This window comes from Cupriavidus sp. GW822-FHT03E04, assembly GCF_058801495.1.
In genome coordinates this window covers 73811-91565 of the sequence record NZ_JBXANI010000017.1, presented here as the reverse complement: position 1 = coordinate 91565, position 17755 = coordinate 73811, and the positions used below count along the sequence as shown (strand labels likewise).

Sequence of the window (17755 nt, the reverse complement as noted above, 5' to 3'; positions counted from 1 at the left end):
TCTTCTGTGAATTGATTCAAAAATCACTCACGCTGATTCTCCTACCGCCATGACGCGTAGCAAGCCGCTGCTGAGCATGCATCCGGAGCTCTCCTCTGTGCGTGTCTATCTGATCGGGCTGGCGCTCGGCTGCGCGACCGGCGTCGACTTTTGGGCATCGGCGATGATGGGGGTCGCGGGCACCCACATTCGCGGTGGGGTACATGCCTCGCCAGAAGATTTCCTCTGGAGCATGACTTCCTATGCCGCGGCTGCGGTAGTCGCCAACCTGATGCTGCGCCGCCTGGCCCGCGACATTAGTTATCGTGGTTTCACACTTGCGGGCCTGGCAATAGCCGGCTTCGGCGCGGTGTTGTGCGCACTCTCTCGAAATTCGCTGGAATTGAGCCTAGCGCGTGCCGTCCAGGGGTTCGGGGCGGGGGGCCTGTTTGCCGCTTCGCGCATCATCATTCAGATCGCTGCGGCGCGCGAGGAGCGGCGCCCGCTCTTTATCGGCTTCAGTATTGGCTCCATGGGCCTGGTCGCCCTGGCTCCATGGATTACGGCAAAACTCGTAGAAAGTGCGGACTGGCAGATGGTCTTTGTTCTGCAGGGGGGGATCGCGTTGCTGACGCTGATCTTTGTGCTGGCGACCTATCCGAAGCGGCTTACCGCCACACGTGCGCCATGGGAGGTCGATGTCCAGGACATGGACTGGGTGACGGTCGTCCTGCTCGGCGCCGGTGCGCTAGTTCTGCTGCACGGACTGGGCGACCTGCGCTTCTATGAACTGACCAGCTCGCCCTCGGTTGCCCTGACCCCGATTGTCGGCCTGATCTTCTTCGCAGCTGCCTTCGCTCACTTGCACGGGCATCCCGACCCCTGGCTTGACCCCAAGCTGCTGCTAGGTCGCCGCTTTCTGGTCGGGCTGACCTTTTACGCGATTTATTACTTCCTGAACGGGCTGTGGACCTATGTGGTGTCCACAATGCTACAGGGCTGGCTAGGTTTCACATTCCAGACCACCGGCACGGTACTGACAACAACTGGCCTGATCGGCTTTGCCGCAGCCATGGCCTTCACTTTCGGCAGCACGCTACTGGTCGGGACAAGGCGCTATATTGCGATTGGCTATCTGTTGTTCGCGGGTTCCGCCTGGCTGCTCTCTCAGCGCATGATGCCTGGCGCATCCATTGCGGTGCTTCTGCCCGCGCTCGCCATGCAGAGCCTAACGGTCCCGTTCATCCTGATGCTGGTAGCAGGCCTGACGTGGGCGGACTTTAACGTGGACGATTTCGCCCATGGCTACCAGTTCAAGAACATCGTGCGACAGATCGCCTCAGCAGGAGGAACAGGACTTGCAAGCCTCTGGCTGCAATTTGGCGAGGTCCTGGCCCGCACGCAACTGATTGCCAAGGTGACGCCGTTTGACTTCCCACAGGGGATCGACCAGACCGAGCTTGCACGGTTGTCGCAACTGATCGACCAGCAGGCGACGCTAGTTTCCACCAGCAATCTGTTTGCGCTGCTGGCATTCACCTGCGTTGTCATTGCCGCAATAGCCGTTGTCCAGCATGCGCTGCGATGAAGTGATCACATGCCCCTGCTAGCCGCTAGCGCGATGGCATGAGGCATCCCACATATTCACGATCTGGAGGTTGCCATGAATCCGCTCATCCAAGCCCTGACTACCTGCGGCGCAGAGCTGCTGGCGGAACTCGAAACGATCTACAAGGATATCCACCAGCACCCAGAACTGTCGATGCAAGAGGTTCGCACCGCCAAGCTCGCGGCCGATTACATCGAAACGCTGGGCTACGAGGTGACGCGCGCGGTGGGCGTCACAGGCGTCGTTGGCGTGTTGCGCAATGGCGAAGGCCCTACCGTGATGCTGCGTGCCGACATGGATGCACTACCCATGGCGGAGAATACCGGCTTGCCCTATGCCAGTACCGTCAAGGCAAAAGATGAAGATGGTGTGGAGGTAGGCGTGGCCCACTCCTGCGGGCACGACCTGCACGTGACCTGGCTGATGGGGGTGTCGCGCATTTTTGCAGAACATCGCGACGCCTGGAGAGGCACTGTCATGCTCGTGTTCCAGCCCGGCGAGGAAGTGGGCCGGGGTGCAGCGAGCATGGTTCAGGATTGGGGGGAGGGGCGCTTCCCCAAGCCTGACATTATCTTGGGGCAGCACGTGATGGTAGGACTGAGTGGAACGGTCTGCTACCGCCCAGGTGTCATCCTGTCAGCCGGTGACAGCTTGAAGATCAAACTATTCGGTCGCGGGTCACATGGCTCACAACCGCAGACCGCCATCGATCCGGTGATCATGGCTGCCGCCACCACATTGCGCCTGCAAACCATCGTTTCGCGTGAAATCTCGCCACTGGACAATGCAGTGTTGACCATTGGCTCGCTGCAGGCCGGCACCAAGGAGAACATCATTCCCGACGATGCCACGATCAAGCTCAATATGCGCACCTTCGACGAAGATGTGCGCGAGTACATGCTGTCATCCGTCAAGCGAATTTGCTGCGCCGAGTGCGATGCCTCCAATGCCGAGCGGCCGCCCGAGTTCACCACGCTCAGCAGTTACCCGCTAACCGAAAACGACGATGCATCGACCCAGAAGATCGCGGCAGCCTTCAAAGCACAGTTTGGCGACAAGGCCTTCGAGACTTCTCCGGCGTCGGCAAGCGAGGACTTCAGCATCTTCGGGCGTACGTGGAATGTGCCATACGTTTTCTGGTTCGTCGGCGGCACCGACCCCAGCGTGTATGCACAGGCCAAGAAGGAAAAGCAAATCAATAAGATACCTAGCAATCATTCGCCCAAGTTTGCACCGATCATCCACCCAACACTGGAAACGGGGCTGCAGGCCATGTTGACAGCGGCGTCTGCCTGGCTTTGCGGTCATCAAGCGCCATGATGGAACACAGTCTCTTTGTCGTGGTCGACCTGTTTGGTACCTTCGCCTTTGCAGTCAGCGGTGCTCTTGCCGCTGAACAGAAGCGCCTCGATCTGTTCGGTGTCGTCGCGATCAGCTACATGACAGCCTGTGGCGGAGGAATCGTTCGGGATCTCTGCCTGGGCTCGTTACCGCCGGTGGGCATTTCAGATTGGCGGTATCTCGCGACCTCGGTGTTTGCCTCGGCAATGGCAATCTGGGCGCGTCCAATCGTTGACTACCTCAAGCATCCTGTCGTTTTTTTTGACTCGCTTGGACTGGGTTTCTTTGCGGTCGTTGGCGCACACAAGGCGCTGCTGCTTGGCCACAACATCGAGGTGGCCATCGTGCTCGGCATGGTGACCGCTGTCGGCGGCGGCATAGCGAGAGATGTGATGCTCAATCGCGTGCCGATCATCCTGCAGAAAGAAATCTATGCACTCGCCGCACTGGTCGGCGCAGCCATACAAGTTCTTGGACAATTCATGGAGTGGAGGGTGGCAGTTACGCCTTGGTTTGCGGCGTCGATCTGCTTCGCAATCCGCCTACTTGCCCTGCGCTATTCCTGGAGCCTTCCAGTTTTTCATAAGACGGACGCCGCGTAGTCAGCGAGAGCGTCCGACGCCAACCGTGCAGACGCAAGCGCCGCACTTGACAGACCATTCGCGTGATGGGCGTGTGACTGGATCGCGCTCGCGACAGGTGATGTGGACGGACACGATCCTCGCCCTCCCCCCTCCGATCACCGCGTGTTCGCTGGGCACTGACAAACGAGGAGTCTGTCTTGCGTAGATCTGCGGGAACGTGCGCAAGGGATGGTTTGACAAGGAGGCCGTGCTTCCGACGATTCGCGAGCAAATTGCCGATCGCGCATGCACGACTTGAGTACTGAATTTCCTTGGCACGCTCCGATACGTCAAGAAATGACGACAGTATCGTCATCCCTGGGCAACGTGACTGCGCGAAAAAAGGCCGGCAAATCTGCCGGCCAAGCGTCCTTGCACCCAGTGAACAAAGGCAAGGTCGATATGACTTGTCTCCAGCGCACCCCGACAGCACGCTGGCTGATATCGCGAGCGGTATTAGAAGCGGTGACGCACACCAACCATGGCGCCGGTCTGGTTCTGGCCGGGCAGGGTGTTCATTGCGTTGGTCACGCCGTAGGTTGCCTGCCCCTTGTTCTTCACGTAGCCGAGCAGCACGTAGGCATCGGTGCGCTTGGACAGGGCATAGTCGGCATTCAAGACGTACATCCACGAACTGTTGCTGTCCTTGCGGGCGTCGGTGTAGTAAGCCGCGCCGGTCAGGCTGAAGGCAGGGGTGAACTTATACAGCGCGCCCAGCCAGTACAGGTTGTCCTGGCGGACTACGGTCGCACTGGTGACCTCATCGCGCATCCAGCGATAGCCGGCGAACACCTTGGCATCGCCGAACGCATACGCGCCACCGATTGCGGCGCGCTTGGCCGCAGCGCCGGACGTGGCAATGGTGCTGCCCTGGTACTGGTCATAGGCGACACCCACCGAGACCGGGCCGTTCGCGTACGCCAAGCCGCCACCGAAGTTCTTGCCAACCCGGAAGCTACCCGGCACTTCCCCACCGTTGGTGATGTTGCTATCGCGGCCGAAGCTGTAGAAACCGGTGGCGGTCAGGCCGCCGAACTTGCCGGTGTACTTGACGGCGTTGTCGGCGCGGCCGTTGAAGCCCTGGGTATCGACCGAGTTGAGCGAGTAGCTGCTGCCGACCGCCATCGGGTCGTAGGCGCCGAACAGGTCATACAGGGCGTTTTGCTGGCGGCCCAGCGTGACTGCGCCGAAGTTGCTCTGCAGGCCAACATAGGCTTGACGGCCGAACAAGCGGTTGCCTTGGGCGGACTTTCCCGTGTCGAGGTCAAAACCGCTTTCCAGCACGAAGATGCCCTTCAGGTTATTGCCCAGGTCCTCCACACCGCGAATGCCCCAGCGCGAACCGGAGAGGCCACCGGACGTCAAGCCTGTGACCGAGCCGCCACCGTTAGGGCCTTGCACGTGACTCTGGAAGCTAACGCCAGCATCGGCAATGCCGTAAAGCGTCACGCCAGACGATTGCGCTGAAGCAGCGGTGGACACGGCGCACGCAGCGACTGCTGCCAAAACGAAGAGAGGTTTTTTCATGATCATTTTCGGTTTCTGATTGATCCGGTAGGGTCACGCTACCGGGGAAGCCTGCCTTGGCAAGAAAGCGAGACAGCCAAGGCCAACTCCATGCGAGTGACGCATCGTAAGGCACTTATGTGACAGCAATAAGTAAATAGTTATCCAATCGGAACATCTATTGTTCCGGATACGGGAATAACTGTTCGAGCGGGCAGCCAAGTGAAGCGTCGCCCTGAGGGCGTGCGTGGCGCTGAGCGGGGGACGAGACTCACGCGGTTGAGTCGCAGTAAGGCAGTGAGTTTGGCAATAGCCCCGAAGGACCTGCCAGGCTATGCCGCCAGGCCATGGAATTGCCGCACCGCGGCGGTAGTGCTCCCTCCGGGCCGGTGGATTTGCCCCGTGGCAAAACAGCGATCCACGCAGCGATCGCTGCGCGGCCAGAGCAGCACCACGGTGAACTGCGCGGGCCTCAGGCCTGCGGCCCGCCCTGCCGCTTCAGCGCCATCGCCAGCACACGCGCCACGTGCATGGCCTCGGTGTCGGCGCCGTCCAGGATCTGGTGGCGGCAGCTGGTACCGTCGGCCACCACGATGGCATTGGCGGCGCGCTTGCGCACCGCTGGCAGCAGCGACAGCTCGGCCATGGCCTTGGACGCCTCGTAGTGCTCGGCCTCGTAGCCAAAGCTGCCCGCCATGCCGCAGCAGGACGATTCCACCGGGGAGACCTTCAGGCCGGGGATCCAGCCCAGCACGGTCTGCACCGGGGTGAAGGCGTCGAATGCCTTCTGGTGGCAGTGGCCGTGCACCACGGCCTCGCTCGTGTGCAGCGCATCAAGATCGAGCGAGAGGCGGCCGGCTGCCTTCTCGCGCACCAGGAACTCCTCGAACAGGAAGGCCTGTGCGGCCAGCTTCCTGGCCTCGTCGCCGTAGCCGTAGCTAAGGAACTCATCGCGCAAGGACAGCAGGCACGAAGGCTCCAGGCCGACGATGGGGATGTCGCGATCGACATAGGGCTTGACCGCATCCAGCAGGCGCCGCGCCTCCTCCCTGGCCTGGCCCACCAGCCCCGCCGCAAGGAAGGTGCGGCCGCAGCACAAGGGGCGCTCGCCTTCGCGGCGGTTGAAATGCACCGTGTAGCCCGCCGCCTCCAGCACCTGCTGCGCCGCCAGCGCGTTCTCCGGCTCCATGTAGTTGCTGAAGGTGTCGACGAAGAGCATGACTTCGCGGCCCGCCCCGCCTTGGCGCGTTGCCTTGGCTTTTGACAGGAACGCGGCCTTGAAGCGCGGCAGCGAGCGTTGCGGCGCGAATCCCATGGCCCGCTTCACCACGCCGGAGATGCCGGGAATGCCATCGGCCAGCGCTAGCAGCGCGGCAAGGCGGCTCGCCACGGGCGCATAGCGCGGCATGAACGCCACCATGCGCTCGCGCACGGTGATGCCGTGCCGCTGGGCCCAGGCATGGCGCGCTTCGATCTTGAACCTGGCCATGTCCACGCCGGTCGAGCAATCGCGCTTGCAGCCTTTGCAGGAGACGCACAGGTCGAGCGCTTCCTTGACTTCACGGCTGGCAAGGCCGTCATCGCCCAGCTGGCCCGACACTGCCAGCCGCAGCGTATTGGCACGGCCGCGCGTGACGTGCTGCTCGTCCTTGGTCACGCGATAGCTCGGGCACATGGTGCCCGCATCGAACTTGCGGCAGTGGCCGTTGTTGTTGCACATCTCCACCGCCGCAGCCAGGCCGCCGGCGCGGTCGGTGCCCGTGCCGGGCGCCGTTTCCTCGCCGGTCAACGGGTTGCGGCTGACGTTCCATGCGGACCAGTCGAGCGCCGGCGTGAGTGGCAAGGCGGCATAGCCCGGCGCAAAGCGGAAGTTCTCGCGCGCGTCCATCCTGGGCGGGCGTACGATCTTGTCCGGGTTGAAGCGGTTGTCCGGATCGAACAGCGCCTTGATCTCGCCGAAGGCGGCGTTGATGCGCGGGCCATACTGCCAGGCCACCCATTCGCCCCGGCACAGGCCATCGCCGTGTTCTCCGGAGTACGCGCCCTTGTACTCGCGCACCAGCTCTGCCGCTTCCTCGGCGATCTCGCGCATGCGCACTGCGCCGTCGCGCCGCATGTCCAGGATCGGGCGCACATGCAGCGTGCCCACGCTGGCATGGGCATACCAGGTGCCTTCGGTCTCGTGCTTGTGGAACACGGCGGTAAGCCGGCGGGTGTACTCGGCCAGGTGCTCCAGCGGCACGGCGCAATCCTCGATAAAGGAAACCGGCTTGCCATCGCCCTTCATGCTCATCATGATATTGAGCCCGGCCTTGCGCACATCCCACAACGCCTTCTGCGACCTGGCGTCGGCCATCTTGACCACCGAGCCGGGCAGCCCCAGGTCGCTCATCAGCGCTGCCAGGTCGTCGAGCTGCGCCAGCAGCGCGCTGTGTTCCTCCCCGGCGAACTCGACCAGCAAGATGGCCTGCGGCTCGCCGGACAAGGCGCTCTCGATGACGGGGCGGAACGCCGGGTTCTCCATCGACAGGTCGATCATGGTGCGATCCACCAGTTCCACCGCAACCGGCTTGAGCCTGACGATATGCTGCGTCATGTCCATGGCCTGGTAGAACGTGGGGAAATTCACCACGCCCAGCACCTTGTGCCGCGGCAGCGCAGACAGCTTCAGCGTGACCTGCCGGCTATAAGCCAGCGTGCCCTCCGAACCCACGAGGATATGCGAGAGATTGGCGTGGCCGTCGTCGGTATAGGCACGCGGATTCTGGCATGCGAACAGGTCGATGTTGTAGCCGGCCACACGGCGCAGCACCTTGGGCATGCGCTCGGCAATCTCGTCGCGCTCGCGCGTGGCGATGCGTTGCAAGCCCTTCAGGATGCCCGCTGCGCGCGGATCGGAAACGGGAGCCTTCAGCGAGCCGAAATGGCATTGGCTGCCATCTGCCAGCACGGCATCGATGCCCAGCACGTTGTGCACCATGTTGCCGTACTCGATGGAGCGCGAGCCGCAAGAGTTGTTGCCGGCCATGCCGCCGATGGTGCATTGCGCCCCCGTCGATACATCCACCGGGAACCACAGGCCGTGCGGTTTCAGCCAGGCGTTGAGGTGGTCCAGCACAATGCCGGGCTCAACCGTGATGGTGGCGGCCACGGGATCGAAATCCACCACGTTGTTCAGCCACTTGCTGTTGTCGATCACCAGCGCCTCGCCAACCGTCTGTCCGCACTGGCTGGTGCCGGCGCCGCGCGCCAGTACCGGGGCTTTTTCGTCGCGGGCGATCTCCAGCGCCAGCAACAGGTCCGCTTGGTCCCGCGGCACCACCACGCCGATGGGCGTGATCTGGTAGATCGAGGCATCGGTGGCGTAGCGGCCCCGGTTGGCGCGGTCGAAGAACACGTCGCCGCGCAGTTCCTTGCGCAAACGGGCCGAGAGCGGCGACAGCGCCGGGCCGGCGCGGCCCGGCGACGGCACAAGATGGATCGGCTTGACGAGCATCGGGGAGGAGGATGGGTTCATGGCTTTCTACCAGGGCTTGTGTGGAGGGGTGCCGTGCCGGCGCGCCGTGTCATGCGAGGATCAGTTCAACTGGCGGCAGGCCCGCGATCCGGCCCAGCGCCACGCCTGCCCGGGCGGGAAAATGCATGCCCGTGTACGACCCGGCGAGGGATAGAGATGGGCATAGGGCTGGCGCATGGTTTGCGGGTCGGTTGGCATGTCTGCGTGGCTCAGGCGCGCAACGGCTTCGAGGCATCCGCGGGCTCGGCTTCGAACTTGCTCTCTGGCTGCATGCGCAAGGCCAGGATCACGCCAATACCCATCAGCACCATGCTGCCGATAAAGGGCAGCTCCCAGCTGCCGAAGCGATCGATCAGGTAGCCCGAGAGCACTGGCGAGATGATCGCGGCCAGCGCCGAGCCGGAATTCATCATCCCGCTCGCGGTGCCGGAATGCTCCGGCGCGATGTCCATGGGAATCGCCCACATCGGCCCGATCGTCATCTCGGCAAAGAAAAAGCCGCCGGCCAGGCAAGCCATCGAGACATAGAGGTTGTGCGTAAACAGCAGGGGGAGCAGCGACAACATGGTCAGCAGCATGCAGACCGCCACCATCCCGCTGCGCGCGCGCTTCAGGCTGCCGGTGCGGTCGTAGAGCTTGTCAGTAACGATGCCGCCCAGGGTGTCGCCGATCACACCGGCAAAGAATACGGCGGAGGCAAAGATGGCGGACTTCTTCAGGTCCAGGTCGTAGCTATGCAGGAAGTACTGCGGAATCCAGCTCAGGAACAACCACAGGGTCCAGCCGTAGCAGAAGTAGACGATGGTCACGGGGGCCATGCGCTTGAACAGGCGGCGCCAGGGCACGTTGGCAGCCTTTTTCCTGGGGGCGGGCAGCGTCTCGAGTTCTGCCGGGGTCATGCGGGGATGGTCCTTCGGATGCTCGGTGAAGGTCACCGCCCACAGCGCCACCCAGACCAGGCTGATCGCGCCGCAGATGTAAAACGACTCGCGCCAGCCGTAGACCGCCATGATGGCGACGACCGCGGCCGGGGCCACGGCGTTGCCGACCCGGGCGCAGGCATGGGTGATGCCCTGCGCGAAGCCGCGCTTTTCCTTGGGCACCCAGCGTGCCATGGCGGCGGTGGCAGCCGGAAAGGTAGCGCCCTCGCCCAGGCCCAGCAGCAAGCGCGCGGCGAGCAGGGAAACCAGACCGCCGGCAAAGCCCGTGAGCAACGTGGCGACGGCCCACAGCACGCCGCAGACCATCAGGGTACGCTTGGCGCCGAACCGGTCGCTCACCCAGCCGCCGATGATCTGGAACACCAGGTAGGGATAGGCAAAGGCCGAGAACACCAGGCCGATCTCGGTCTTGCTGAGGTTGAACTCCTGGCCAAAGCCGGCCGCGGCCGTGCTCACATTGACGCGGTCCAGGTAGGTGATGAAATACATGATGCATAGCATCCCCAGCACGACGCTGGTTGCACGCAGGCGCTTCATGGTTTGTCTCCGTTGTGTTGTTCCTGCCCGCCCGGCGGGACGCCGGGGCCAGGGCAAATTCATCGCGGCCGGCTCTATGGCCGGTTCCCGCTACTGCGCACAGGCGTTGGCATGGCTGCCGAACGGCAAAAATGGGCAACACCTGTCCCTGGCCTCCCCCCAGGGGTGAAGCCATGCCTGCTTGCACTCGCTCGCTTGTTATTGCGTTGCGCGGTTCAGGAAGGCCGCCCGGCCCTCCCTTGCTGGCTTATGCCGCGGCCTTCAGCACCGGGCTATCCGCATGCGATGCCAGGTACTCCATCGCCGCCACGACGCCGCTGGCCGCCACCGGCACGCCGGCGAGCTTCAGCCCCATTTCGCAGCCGGACAGCGTGGCCATCAGCGTGAGGTCGTTGCAGTCGCCGAGATGACCGATGCGGAACATCTTGCCGCGTATCTTGCCCAGCGCCTGTCCCAGCGACATGTCGAAGCGTTCATAGATGCGCTTGCGCACGTCGTCGGCATCCACGCCGTCGGGCATCATCACGCCCGTCAGCACGGGGCTGTACACGGAGGCATCCGCGCACTGGATCTCCAGGCCCCAGGCCCGCACCGCACGGCGCGTGGCTTCGGCCAGCCGCTGGTGCCGCGCGAAGACGTTGTCCAGGCCCTCCTCCAGGATCATGTCCAGCGCCTCGGACAAGCCATAGAGCAGATTGGTGTTCGGCGTGTACGGCCAGTAGCCGTTCTTGTTGGCTTCGATGATCTCGCCCCAGGCCCAGAACGCGCGCGGCAGCTTTGCCGCCTTGCTGGCCGCGATGGCCTTGGGCGACAGCGCATTGAAGCTGATCCCCGGTGGCAGCATCAGCCCTTTCTGCGAGCCCGATACCGTTACGTCCACGCCCCACTCGTCGTGGCGATAGTCCGCCGAGGCCAGGCCGGAGATGGTGTCCACCAGCAGCAGCGCCGGGTGGCCGGCCGCGTCGATGGCGCGGCGCACCGCGGCGATGTCGGAGGTCACGCCGGTCGAGGTCTCGTTGTGCACCACGCACACCGCCTTGATGGCGTGCGCGCTGTCGGCGCGCAGGCGAGCTTCGATCATGTCGGCCTGCACGCCACGGCGCCAGCCCTCGATGCCGGGCAGCCCGAGAAACTCCGGCTTCAACCCGAGCGCTTGCGCCATCTTTTTCCACAGCGTGGCGAAGTGACCCGTCTCGAACATCAACACCGTGTCGCCGGGGCTCAGCGTGTTGGTCAGCGCGGCCTCCCAGGCGCCGGTGCCAGAGGCCGGATAGATGATGACCGGCTGCTCGGTCTTGAAGATCTTCTTGATGTCCGCCAGCACCTTGCGGCCCAGCGCGCCGAACTCCGGGCCACGGTGGTCAATGGTCGGATAGCTCATGGCACGCAGGATCCGGTCGGGCACTGGGCTCGGACCAGGGATCTGCAGGAAGTGGCGGCCAGCGGGGTGGAAGTCGAGTTTGATCATGGGTTGTCCCTCCTTTGTGAATTATGCATTTTGCATTCAAAATACTTTAGCAGACGAAACGCACCACCTCCAAGCGCTGTTTTGGCCTGAACATTGGGTGTTTACCCCGAATTTGGGTGCCTGCCAGGAGATGCAGTAGAATGCGAAAAACGCAAAGATAAGGACTTTGAATGCAGAATCCATCTGGCAGCGACCTCACGCGCCCTGCCGCGGTCCTCCCCAAGGTCGAGCGCCAGCGGCTGCACGACACGGTAGTCGACCACCTGCGCAAGTTCATCGTGGAAGGCGTGCTGTCCCCGGGCATGAAGCTCAACGAACGTGAGCTATGTGAAACGCTGGGCATCTCCCGCACGCCGCTGCGCGAGGCGTTCAAGGTGCTGGCGGCGGAGGGCCTGATCGAGATCTCGCCCAACCGGGGCGCCAGCGTCTCGCGCATGACGGAGGCGGAAGTCTGGGAGACGTTCGAGCTGATGAGCGGCCTGGAAGCCTTCTCGGGCGAGCTGGCTTGCGAGCGCATCACGCCGGCCGAGCTGGCCGAGATCAAGGCGCTGCATTATTCGATGCTGGCCTGCCGTGTGCAGAACGACCTGCCGGGCTACTACAGCCGCAACCAGGAAATCCACGACCGCATCAACGAGGCGGCGCGCAACACCGCGCTGCGCCAGACCTACCAGGGCATCAACCGCCGCCTGAAGGCGCTGCGCTTTCGCTCCAACCACCAGACGGACAAGTGGGATCGCGCCGTGCATGATCACGAAGACATGATCAAGGCACTGGAGGCGCGTGACGGCAAGCTGCTGGGCGCCATCCTCAAGCGCCACTTGCTGGAAAAGCGCGACGCCATCATGCAGATCCATCCGGACCCGGTCGGCGACCCGCCCGCCCACAACGATTAAAGTCAGACGGTCTCCGATAGCCATGTGCTGGCACTGGGCCAGAATGGAGTCAGCCGCTATCAGCTAGAAGCCACAGGAGATCGTCATGACAGCCCATAACATCCACGTTTTGCCGCATGGTTCCGGATGGGACGTGATCCAGGAGGGCGCGCGGTATGCCAACTCGCATCACGCGTCGCAGGAAGACGCCGTGGAGGCCGGCACGCGCGACGCCCAGCGCGAGCAGGTCGAGTTGTTGATTCATGGACTGGACGGACAGATCCGTACCCGCAGCAGCTTTGGGCATGAGCCTCGCTCGATATAGCGCTGGATATGGGCAAGCCGGGGCATAAGTCCAGGTCCTGACGCCATGTCCCCCGCGTGGGCCGGCACCTAGGTGCCGCTCTTGTCTCCTGTGCTGGCCACCGTTGCCGCCGCCCCCTGCGCCGACACAGGCGGCGCGGGGGGTGCACCACTGATCTTGGGCACGCACTCGGAGCGGAACCACGCAACAGTGATCGGCTCGCCGGCCATCAAGCGCTTTGCGGTAGGCACCACCTGCTCGCCAATCAGCATCCCAAGCAGCCCGATCAAGGCAATGGCGGGCGGGGCCGGCGAGCGGACCTGCAACAGCGCATAGATGATGCCAACCAGAATCCCCGCGCCGAACGAAACAAGAAACAGCTTCATGGTGCTTCTCCCTGGAAGTAGCCGCCGGTCAGGATGGTGGTGCGGACCAAAGCGTCTTCACTGCCGTCTTCACTGCCATCAGAACGCCCAGCAGGAGCAACCCAACGCGCCCCAGAACCCGCGGTGATCCGACACCGGCGCGCTGGACTGCCACGCACCCGCATGTGCATGGCCGTGCACGCCGCAGGCGCTCGCGCAGCCGCAGCCAGCCGTCACGGCCAGCGCCTGCGCGCCTGGCGCCCGCCGTGGCTGGTAGCCGCCGAAAGCGCGCACCGGCGCCCAGTCCGGCATGGCGGGCGGCAGCGGCGGCGCCAGCTTGCCGAAGTCGCCATCGCCATACACGACTTTGCCGCCCAGCATGGTCAGCACGGAGGTGATGTCCTGGATCTCGTCGCCCGGCACGGAGAAATAGTCGCTCGACAGCACCGCCAGGTCGGCCAGCTGCCCAGCCTGGATCTGGCCCTTCTTGCCTTGCTCGGAGGAGAACCAGGTATTGGCCTCGGTCCACAGGCGCAACGCGGCTTCGCGGTCGAGCAGGTTGGCCTGCGGATACAGCGAGAGTCCGCCCAGGGTCTTGCCAGTGACCATCCAGGACAGCGACACCCAGGGGTTGTACGACGCCACGCGCGTGGCATCGGTGCCGCCGCCCACATTGACTCCGCGCTCCAGCATGCGCTTGATGGGCGGCGTGCTCTCGGCGGCCTTGGCGCCATAGCGCTCGACGAAATACTCGCCCTGGTAGGCCATGCGGTGTTGCACGGCGATGCCGCCGCCCAGCGCCGCGATGCGGTCGATGTTGCGGTCGGTAATGGTCTCGGCATGATCGAAGAACCAGTGCAGGCCGTCGAACGGCACGTCCCGCGCCACCTTTTCGTAGACGTCCAGCGCGCGGGAGATGGTCTCGTCATAGGTAGCGTGCAGGCGCCATGGCCAGCGGTTTTCCGCCAGCAGGCGGATCACCGGCTCCAGGTCGCCTTCCATCGATGGCGGCATGTCGGGCCGCTCGACGCGAAAGTCCTCGAAGTCGGCGGCACTGTAGACCAGCATCTCGCCGGCGCCGTTGTGGCGGTACAGGTCGTCGCCCTGGCCGGGCTTGATCTGCTTGGACCAGCCGCTGAAATCGCTGAGCTCGTCCTTGGGCTTTTGCGTGAACAGGTTGTAGGCCAGGCGCACCGTGAGCTGCCCGTCCTTGTGCAGCTCCTCGATGATGTGGTAGTCCTCGGGGTAGTTCTGGTAGCCGCCACCAGCGTCGATGACGCCGGTCACGCCAAGACGGTTCACCTCGCGCATGAAATGGCGCGTGGAGTTCTTCTGGTATTCGGGCGGCAGCTTCGGGCCCTTGGCCAGCGTGGCGTAGAGGATGGTGGCGTTTGGCTTGGCGAGCAGCAGGCCCGTGGGATTGCCGGCCTTGTCGTGCACGATCTCGCCGCCCGGCGGGTTCGGCGTGTCCTTGGTATAGCCCACGGCGCGCAGGGCGGCGCCGTTGAGGATGGCTCGGTCGTACAGGTGCAGGATGAACACAGGCGTATCCGGCGCCGCCGCATTCAGCTCCTCGATGGTGGGCAGGCGTTTTTCGGCGAACTGATGCTCGGTGAAGCCGCCGACCACGCGCACCCACTGCGGGGCGGGCGTGCGCGCCACCTGGTCCTTGAGCATGCGCATGGCATCGGCCAGCGAGCGCACGCCATCCCAGCGCAACTCCATGTTGTAGTTCAGTCCGCCGCGGATGATGTGCATATGGCTGTCGATCAGCCCCGGCACGACGCAACGGCCATGCAGGTCGATCACCTGGGTGCCGCTGTCCGCCAGGGCCATCACATCCTGCCGCGCGCCCACGGCAACGAACTTGCCATCCCGGATGGCAACGGCATCGGCCTGCGGGTTGGCGCGGTCAAGCGTGGCAAAGCGCCCGTTCATCAGGATCAGTTCGGGCTTGGCGGTGGCATCCATGGCGAGGCTCCGGTCGATGGCAACGACATGCAGCGGGGGCCGCGGCAAAGCGGCACCCGCCGGTTCGGCAAAGCGCAGTCTGAGCGCTAGCGGGCGGGCACGGCCGGCAGGGCCTCGTGCTTGTCGCTGGTCCGTTGCTCGGCCTTGTGCACCATCGTGTAGGCATAGTCCACGCCCATGCCGTAAGCGCCGGAATGCTCCTTGACCAGTTTCATCACGGCGTCATAGGTGTCGCGGTGCGCCCAGTCGCGCTGCCATTCGAGCAGCACCTGCTGCCAGGTCACGGGGACGACGCCAGCCTGGATCATGCGCTGCATGGCATAGTCGTGCGCTTCCTTGGAAGTGCCGCCCGAGGCGTCGGCCACCATGTAGATTTCGTAGTTGCCCTCGGCCATCGCGCACAGCGCAAAGCTGTTGTTGCACACCTCGGTCCACAAGCCGGAGACGACGACCTTCTTGCGCCCGTTCGCCGCGAGCGCATCACGTACCTTCTGGTCATCCCAGGAGTTCATCGACGTGCGTTCAAGCAGCGTCTTGCCGGGAAACACATCGAGCAATTCCGGATAGGTGAAGCCCGAGAAACTCTCGGACTCCACGGTAGTGATCGTGGTGGGAATATTGAAGATCTTCGCCGCCTTGGCCAATCCGACAGTATTGTTCTTGAGGGCCTGCCGGTCCATGGATTGCACGCCGAAGGCCATTTGTGGCTGGTGATCGATGAAAATCAACTGACTGTTCTGCGGCGTCAATACCTCGAGCTTCGGGTTAGTCATGGTGTTTCTCCGATACGGACGTACGGATCGATCGAGGACGCGTGACGCCCTCGCCTTGAATTCGCCTCGTGGGCGCGGCGCCCGCGTGCGTGCACATGCGGCGGCGTGAAGCGCGCCCCATGCTTTGAGCCTTACTAATATAGGAACTCTTTTCAAACGGGCCAGGCTTTTCTTACCCGGCAGCGGGCGCTTTTTTCCTTGCCTTCAGCGCCGGCATGGCGTCATGCGCTTGCGTGAATTTTGCGATACAGCCCTGTTGGAAATCGCTTTTGACAACCATACTCGCTTAACCAGGCGCCATCAGGCGGAACCCTCCGCATGCGCCGAACAGGAGAAACGCTATGGAACGCTTGGCCGGAAAGGTCGCCATCATCACCGGTGCCAGCGGCGGCATCGGATTCGCCACGGCGAAGCTGTTTGCCGCCCAGGGCGCCAAGGTCGTCATCGGGGCACGGCGCCAGGACGAACTGGACAAACTGGCCACGCAGATCCGCGCGGCCGGCGGCGACGCCACCGCGTTGGCTGGCGATGTGCGCGCGGAGGACTATGCCAAGGCGCTGGTCGCGCTGGCAGTCGAGCGTTACGGCAGGCTGGATGTCGCGTTCAACAACGCCGGCACGCTGGGCGAATCCGGCCCCAGCACCAGTGTTTCCGAAGCGGGCTGGAATGACGCCATCGCGATCAACCTGACGGGCTCCTTCCTCGGCGCCAAGCATCAGATCGCGCAAATGCTCAAGAATGGCGGCGGCTCGGTCATCTTCACCTCGACGTTTGTCGGCTACAGCTTTGCGTTCCCCGGTGTGGCAGCCTACGCGGCGAGCAAATCGGGGCTGATCGGCCTGACCCAGGCGCTGGCCGCCGAGTTCGGGCCACAAGGAGTGCGTGTCAATGCGATACTGCCGGGGGCCGTGGACACCGACATGTACCGCAGCATGAACAGCACGGCGGAGTCCCAGTCCTTTATCACCAACCTCCACGCCCTCAAGCGCGTGGCCAGTGCGGACGAACTGGCCCGTTCGGTGCTGTACCTGGCATCCGACGATTCAGCCTTCGTGACCGGTACCGCATCCCTGGTGGATGGTGGTGCATCGATCACCCGTACCTGAGCAAAGGCTCGAAAGCCACGACACCAGCAACGCGTTCCGATGCCCATCACTGCGCCACTCTCCTCCAAGCTTGCCCTGATCTCGGCCCAAGGATTCGCGTTCCGCGAGAGCCGCCAGCCGGACTATCGCTTCGAATGGCATACGCACGATTGCGCCATGCTACTGTGGCCGCGCCTGGGCAGGCTCAAAAGTGCGTGGATGGCGCCAGGCCATGATTCCGATCGCGCCCCAGGCCTCGCAGACTCCCGCGCCGCAAAGCTGGTCCGGGGTTCGGCCGTCTTGCTTCCCGTTTATGCCGCGCACCTCACCGTCTCGGATTCGGGCCGCCAACAACACGGGGAGCTGTACCTGCCGCCCGACAGCCTGCACGAGTGCCGGCATTTCGGGGCCCTCCGTCTGGACGGCGCCACCATCGCCATGCTGGATGCCCTGCTGGCGCCAACCCTCGCCACGGCCAGCACCGCGCTATTGGTGCGCGCGATCATTGCGCAAGTGCTATCGAGCCAGCCGCTGGCCTTGCCGCCAGCGCCCATCTCCATCGGGAGCAGGATGGTGCAGTGCTTCATGCTGGCATTGGAATACGAGGCCGCGCTCCCCGCCGTGGAAGCGGTGGCTTGCGAGCTCGGCGTCTCAACGCGCCAGCTTCAACGCGCCGCGCAAGAGGAATTCGGCGCCAGTCCCGTCAGCATCCGGCGCAGGCTGCTGGCAGCGCACGCCAGGGCATTGCTGAGCGAGGGGCATTCACTGGCCCGGGTCAGCGAGCGGCTTGGATTCGCTACCAGCGGGCACCTCGCCAGGCTACTGCGGACGGCCGGCGAGCAAACCCGTTAGCCAGCCGTC

14 protein-coding genes are annotated in these 17755 nt (G+C 63.8%); 7 read left to right on the top strand and 7 right to left on the bottom strand.

All coding sequences use genetic code 11. The features are described 5' to 3' along the window. Positions 1-49 precede the first annotated feature (49 nt). The 3 genes from AC1RQC_RS24500 to AC1RQC_RS24490 all read left to right on the top strand — a co-directional run bounded on the left by AC1RQC_RS24500 (position 50) and on the right by AC1RQC_RS24490 (position 3531). Complete coding sequence (locus tag AC1RQC_RS24500) at positions 50-1567, top strand: MFS transporter (RefSeq protein WP_492884887.1); 1518 nt, start codon at positions 50-52, stop codon at positions 1565-1567. Between the two features lie 75 nt (positions 1568-1642). Further along, on the top strand, positions 1643-2908 hold the full coding sequence (locus AC1RQC_RS24495; protein ID WP_492811923.1) for a M20 family metallopeptidase: 1266 nt from the start codon (positions 1643-1645) through the stop codon (positions 2906-2908). Continuing rightward, positions 2905-3531: a trimeric intracellular cation channel family protein gene (locus AC1RQC_RS24490; protein ID WP_492884885.1), complete on the top strand. Its 627-nt coding sequence runs from the start codon at positions 2905-2907 to the stop codon at positions 3529-3531. The genes AC1RQC_RS24495 and AC1RQC_RS24490 overlap by 4 nt, the downstream gene beginning before the upstream one ends. Before the next feature lie 477 nt (positions 3532-4008). Here the strand turns inward: AC1RQC_RS24490 and AC1RQC_RS24485 are convergent, their stop codons facing one another. The 4 genes from AC1RQC_RS24485 to AC1RQC_RS24470 form a co-directional block, all read right to left on the bottom strand. Continuing rightward, complete coding sequence (locus AC1RQC_RS24485; protein WP_492371224.1) at positions 4009-5079, bottom strand: porin; 1071 nt, start codon at positions 5077-5079, stop codon at positions 4009-4011. Positions 5080-5530: 451 nt separating this feature from the next. Further along, positions 5531-8575: an FAD-binding and (Fe-S)-binding domain-containing protein gene (locus AC1RQC_RS24480; RefSeq protein ID WP_492884884.1), complete on the bottom strand. Its 3045-nt coding sequence runs from the start codon at positions 8573-8575 to the stop codon at positions 5531-5533. A gap of 209 nt (positions 8576-8784) precedes the next feature. After that, positions 8785-10053 carry an MFS transporter gene (locus tag AC1RQC_RS24475; RefSeq protein ID WP_492371222.1) on the bottom strand — a complete coding sequence of 423 codons (1269 nt, stop codon included), beginning with the start codon at positions 10051-10053 and terminating at the stop codon, positions 8785-8787. A 247-nt stretch (positions 10054-10300) separates the two neighbouring features. Next, entirely contained in the window at positions 10301-11521 is a 1221-nt protein-coding gene (locus AC1RQC_RS24470; protein ID WP_492826707.1) for a pyridoxal-phosphate-dependent aminotransferase family protein, read from the bottom strand. A gap of 170 nt (positions 11522-11691) precedes the next feature. On the opposite strand from AC1RQC_RS24470, the gene AC1RQC_RS24465 reads away from it, so the two are divergent. Both AC1RQC_RS24465 and AC1RQC_RS24460 read left to right on the top strand, forming a co-directional pair. After that, positions 11692-12417, top strand: a complete 726-nt coding sequence (locus AC1RQC_RS24465) for a GntR family transcriptional regulator (protein ID WP_150984617.1) — start codon at positions 11692-11694, stop codon at positions 12415-12417. An 85-nt stretch (positions 12418-12502) separates the two neighbouring features. Then, complete coding sequence (locus AC1RQC_RS24460) at positions 12503-12721, top strand: DUF2188 domain-containing protein (protein WP_174425930.1); 219 nt, start codon at positions 12503-12505, stop codon at positions 12719-12721. 68 nt (positions 12722-12789) lie between these two features. Here the strand turns inward: AC1RQC_RS24460 and AC1RQC_RS24455 are convergent, their stop codons facing one another. The 3 genes from AC1RQC_RS24455 to AC1RQC_RS24445 all read right to left on the bottom strand — a co-directional run bounded on the left by AC1RQC_RS24455 (position 12790) and on the right by AC1RQC_RS24445 (position 15809). Beyond that, positions 12790-13086 carry a XapX domain-containing protein gene (locus AC1RQC_RS24455; protein ID WP_492371220.1) on the bottom strand — a complete coding sequence of 99 codons (297 nt, stop codon included), beginning with the start codon at positions 13084-13086 and terminating at the stop codon, positions 12790-12792. Positions 13087-13164: 78 nt separating this feature from the next. After that, a complete protein-coding gene (locus AC1RQC_RS24450; protein WP_492884882.1) occupies positions 13165-15036 on the bottom strand; it encodes an amidohydrolase in 1872 nt (623 codons plus the stop codon). An 86-nt stretch (positions 15037-15122) separates the two neighbouring features. Then, positions 15123-15809, bottom strand: coding sequence for a hydrolase (locus AC1RQC_RS24445; RefSeq protein ID WP_416052675.1), 687 nt, complete (start codon positions 15807-15809; stop codon positions 15123-15125). A gap of 341 nt (positions 15810-16150) precedes the next feature. Here AC1RQC_RS24445 and AC1RQC_RS24440 point away from each other — a divergent pair, with 341 nt between their 5' ends. Beyond that, on the top strand, positions 16151-16915 hold the full coding sequence (locus tag AC1RQC_RS24440; protein WP_492371218.1) for an SDR family oxidoreductase: 765 nt from the start codon (positions 16151-16153) through the stop codon (positions 16913-16915). 39 nt (positions 16916-16954) lie between these two features. Next, a complete protein-coding gene (locus tag AC1RQC_RS24435) occupies positions 16955-17746 on the top strand; it encodes a helix-turn-helix domain-containing protein (RefSeq protein WP_492371217.1) in 792 nt (263 codons plus the stop codon). The last annotated feature ends 9 nt before the right edge of the window (positions 17747-17755 follow it).